Genomic DNA, 4,267 nt, shown 5'->3' with positions numbered 1-4,267 from the left:
CGGCAGGATGCCCAGGTCCCGCCGCGGCGTCACGGCGAGCGCCTTGAGCGCCATCTCGAGCATCCCGAGCTTCGGCCGCAGGAGCTTCCCGGTCCGCGAGCGCCCACCCTCGATGAACACCTCGATGTCGTACCCCTCCTGGATCAGCCGGCGGATGTACGCGTTGACGACGGCGCCGTAGAAGCGGTCGTTGATGAACTTGCGGCGGATGAAGAACGCGCCCGAGGAGCGGAAGAGCCACCCGAGCGGCCAGAACGCGAGGTTCTCGCCGGCGGCGATGTGCGGCAGCATGATGTTGGCGTCCTTCCACACGAACGCCATGACCATGGAGAACAGCGCGAGGACGCGCGGCCTGAAGTCCGTCGCGAGGGCGGAGAGGATCGAGCGCGCCCGCGGCCCGATCTCCTCGGACGGGATCCCCTCGTCGGCGGCGATCGCCTCGAGCTCGACGCGGAGGCGCCCGCTCGCGAGCACGTCAGCCATGACGCGGTTCGACGGCTTCGTGAGCGATCCGAGGCGGTTGCGGCGGATCAGCTCGATGCCCCGGCCCACGCCCGCCCGGATCACGCCCGCGAGCCCTTGCTCGTCGACCCCGCGCTCGGTGCGGATCGCGGCGAGGTCGAGCGGATCGCCCACCCAGGCGCCCTGCTTGGAGCGGCGGCGGATCAGGAGCCACATGGACCGCACGAGCCGCGGGTTCTCGTTCGTGCCGAACATGAAGTCGAAGCTCTGGGGAAGGCGGCTCATGGCGCCCTCGCCCCAGAGGAAGACGGTCGGGAGCGCCAGCACCGGGCCGCCGATCTCGGCCTGGGCCTCCACCGCGAGCCGCACGCCGTCGATCTGGACCGGCCGGCTGCCGAGCGCGCTGGACGGGTCGTGCCGCCTGAGGAACACGACCGCGCTGCCGCCGGCCCGGAACGTGTCGACGAGGCGCCGCTTGTAGCGATCCGGCAGGCGCCGCCGGAACAGGGCGATCAGCCAGCGCCACCACGGCAGGAACACGAACGGCGACAGCCCGGAGACGAACCCCACCTCGGGCAGCCCGTGGCGCCTGCACAGCCCGCGCAGGCAGAGGAAGTCGATCAGGCTGCGGTTGCGGAGGATGAACACCACCGGCCCGCGCGCCGCAGCCGCGCGCACGCGCTCGACCCAGTCGTCGCTGATCCGGACGTAAGGGGTGAGGATCGCCTGAAACAAGGCGAGCCACCAGCTCACGATCACCCGCGGAACGCGGTCGCCCTTGGTCCTGTCGTTCATGAGGCGAGGATCTGTTTAGCCCATGCCGACTTCAAAGGAAAGTCCGTTCGATTTCAGGGGGCTGCGGCGCGCGCCCGGACCCGACCCGTCTCAGTCCTCGCAGCTCAGGACGCTGACGTCGTCGACGAAGAAGTTCGTCACGGTCGACGTGCTGTTCGTGTAGGAGGCGAACTCGAGCTCGTGCGAGCCCCCGTCGGCGTACGCGCTCAGGTCGACCTCGACGTAGGCGTAGGTGGTGTAGCCCGCGCTCTCCGTGCCGTCGATCTCGAAGACCGGGTCGGAGTCGACGTACACGGTCAGCGTGTCGGTCGCGAGGTCCTCCGTGGAGGGGATCTCGAGGTAGAACGAGAGCGTCGCCGGGGCGCCCGCGATCGTGACGTCCTGGATGACGCTGCCCTCCTCCAGGCCGGTCGTCCCGCCGAACCAGGCCCAGTAGGTTCCCGTGTGCGGTCCCGTGCCGCCGCCGGAGCCGCACGACGCCACCGTGCACAAGGGTGTCCCGAACGCCGTCGACGTCTCGGTCCAGGCCGCGCTCGGCGTGCCGCCCTCGAACGAGCCGTCGTCGACCGCCTCGGCGAGCGCCGTGTCGCAGTCGCCCGCGCCGCCGTCCGCGCCGCCGTCCACGCCGCCGTCAGCGTCCGTGTCCGCATCCGTGTCCGTGTCGGTATCCGTGTCCGTATCGGTGTCGGTGTCCGTGTCGGTATCCGTGTCCGTATCGGTGTCGGTGTCCGTGTCGGTGTCCGAGTCCGTGTCGGTGTCCGAGTCCGTGTCGGTGTCCGAGTCCGTGTCGGTGTCCGAATCCGTGTCGCTGTCCGAATCCGTGTCGCTGTCCGAATCCGTGTCGCTGTCCGAATCCGTGTCGCCGTCCGAATCCGTGTCGCTGTCCGAATCCGTGTCGCTGTCCGAGCCCCCGCTGTCGCTGGTGCTCGCGCACGCGTTCAGGACGAGTGAACCTGCAAGGACGGTCATCACCACCCAAAGAATCGACTTCATCTGCTTCTCTCCTTGTCCGCCCCCCTGTTTCGGGAAAACCTTAGCCCCGAATGGGACGCGCGCAAGACGAAATCCGCTATACTCGCCCCATGACGAGCCGGCCTCTCCCCCCCCCGCCCGGCGCGCGCGGCGCGGCGCTCGCGTTCGCCGCCCTCGTCGTCGTGGCCGCGACCGGGGCGATCCTCGCGTCGGCGATCCAGCGCTCCTTCGGCGACGTGGAGGTGACGGACACGGCGCTGCGGGACGACCTCGGGCGCACCGTCGCGGCCAAGCTCTTCCGGCCGAACGGCGCGTCGGCCTCCGACCGCAGGCCCGGCATCCTGTTCGTCCACGGCTACGAGAGCTGCCGGGAGACCGGGGACCCCATCGCGATCGAGCTCGCCCGGCGCGGCGCGGTGACGCTCTCGATCGACACGCTCGGCCGCGGGAACTCCGACGATCCGGGGATGGACGAGGAAGCCCCGGGCTTCGACACGACCTACGGCGCGCGGGCCGCGCTCGATCACCTCTCGTCGCTCCCGTTCGTCGACCGGGACGCGATCGCGCTCGTCGGCCACAGCCTGGGCGCCGGGATCTCCTACGAGATCGCGCTCTCGGATCCCCGGGTGCAGGCGATCGCGCTCCTCGGGTACGGCTTCGACACGCGGGCGACGCCCTCGAGCCCACGAAACATGCTCATGGTCATCGGCGCCTGGGACGAGTTCCGTGATCGGATGACCGGCACGCGCGACATCGCGGCGGAGTGGATGGGGACGGAGGCCGCGCGCGGGGCGTTCGCCGCGCCGCACCCCGCGATCGGTGAGACGTACGGCGACTTCGAGGACGGGACCGCGCGGAGGGTCGCGGTGCCGAACGTCATCCACATCGGGGAGCCGCACTCTGAGGTCGTCGTCGCCGAGGTGCTCGGCTGGATGGCGCGAGCCCTGCCCGGGGTCCCGCGCGACGCCGCCGCGACGGACGATCAGATCTGGCCGTGGAAGGAGTGGGCGACGCTCGTCTCCATGCTCGCGTGCCTCTGGTCGCTCCTGCCGCTCGGCCTGCTCCTGCTCGCGGCGCCGCCGTTCGCCCCGCTGCGCGGCGTTCCGACCACGCCCGATCCGATCGCGCGGGGCGGCCTCATGCGCCACGCGATCGTCAACGGCCTCGTCATGTGGCTGTACCTGCCGTGCGCGCTCACCGTGTTCGCGATCCACAAGTACGTCGTGCCCGTGGACGGCGCGTTCCCGATGATGGTCGTGAACGTGACCATCTTCTGGTTCTTCGTCACGAACGCGATCGGGATCCTCCTCTACCGCCGGTGGGCGAGGCGGCGCCCGGTCCCGGACGCGGCGACCCCGATCTCCGGATCGCTCCTCGCGCGCGCGACCGCCCTCGCGCTCGTGCTTTTCGGCTTCGCCTACGCGTGGGAGAGCGCGTTCGAGGCCGCCCTCGTCGTCGACTTCCGGTTCGTCTTCGCGTTCGCGAACGATCTGACGCCGCACCGCGCGGCGCTCTCGCTGCGCTACCTCCCGTTCATCCTCGCCGGCTTCTTCGGGCTCGGGCTCTTCCTGCACGCCCGGCTCGGCCTCGCGCAGCGTTCGACCTGGCTCGGGACTTTCGCCGCGACCTCGGCGAGGAACCTCGTCGTCGTCACGGCGCCGCTCGTCCTCCTCCTCGCCGTACAGTACGTGCCGCTGCTCACGACGGGCGCGATCCCGCTCGTCGGCCCGGGCGGGATGTTCGTGCTGTTCACGTTCAACCTGTTCCACGTCGTCGGCGTGCTCGTCGCGGTGGTCCCGCTCTCGACGGGGCTCCACATGGCGACCGGGCGGATCACGGCGGGCGCCGTCCTCTGCGCGCTGCTCGTCGCGTGGATGTTCGCCTCGACGCAGGTGATCGCGCCGATCCCGATCGACTGAGTTGTGCCGGGAACAGGGGCTGGGGTGTCGAGTAGCCCCGGCCGGTTTCCCGACCGGGGCCCTCACCAGATCCGGACAAGGAGATTTCCACCATCCGGCTCTTCTGTCGATGCGTCTCA

General features: G+C 70.3%; 3 protein-coding genes. 1 reads left to right on the top strand and 2 read right to left on the bottom strand.

Annotated features, from left to right (window positions below; genetic code table 11):
* Both M0R80_31460 and M0R80_31455 read right to left on the bottom strand, forming a co-directional pair.
* Positions 1–1,257 (bottom strand): 1-acyl-sn-glycerol-3-phosphate acyltransferase (locus tag M0R80_31460; GenBank protein ID MCK9464161.1); only part of this gene is annotated, 1,257 nt, incomplete at its 3' end.
* Positions 1,258–1,347: 90 nt separating this feature from the next.
* The gene (locus M0R80_31455) at positions 1,348–2,250 is read right to left on the bottom strand and encodes a hypothetical protein (GenBank protein ID MCK9464160.1); all 903 of its coding nucleotides are present in this window, start codon (positions 2,248–2,250) and stop codon (positions 1,348–1,350) included.
* 89 nt (positions 2,251–2,339) lie between these two features.
* Between M0R80_31455 and M0R80_31450 the strand changes: the two genes are divergently transcribed.
* Positions 2,340–4,148 carry an alpha/beta hydrolase gene (locus M0R80_31450; GenBank protein MCK9464159.1) on the top strand — a complete coding sequence of 603 codons (1,809 nt, stop codon included), beginning with the start codon at positions 2,340–2,342 and terminating at the stop codon, positions 4,146–4,148.
* The last annotated feature ends 119 nt before the right edge of the window (positions 4,149–4,267 follow it).

Source organism: Pseudomonadota bacterium (assembly GCA_023229365.1).
Classification (GTDB): Bacteria; Myxococcota_A; Polyangia; order JAAYKL01; family JAAYKL01; genus JALNZK01.
This window is presented reverse-complemented; position numbering and strand designations above follow the sequence as displayed.

Bases quoted from the DNA above. Each gene is read 5' to 3' on its own strand.
- M0R80_31450 (MCK9464159.1), top strand. From the start codon at position 2,340: ATGACGAGCCGGCCTCTCCCCCCCCCGCCCGGCGCGCGCGGCGCGGCG.
- M0R80_31455 (MCK9464160.1), bottom strand. From the start codon at position 2,250: ATGAAGTCGATTCTTTGGGTGGTGATGACCGTCCTTGCAGGTTCACTC.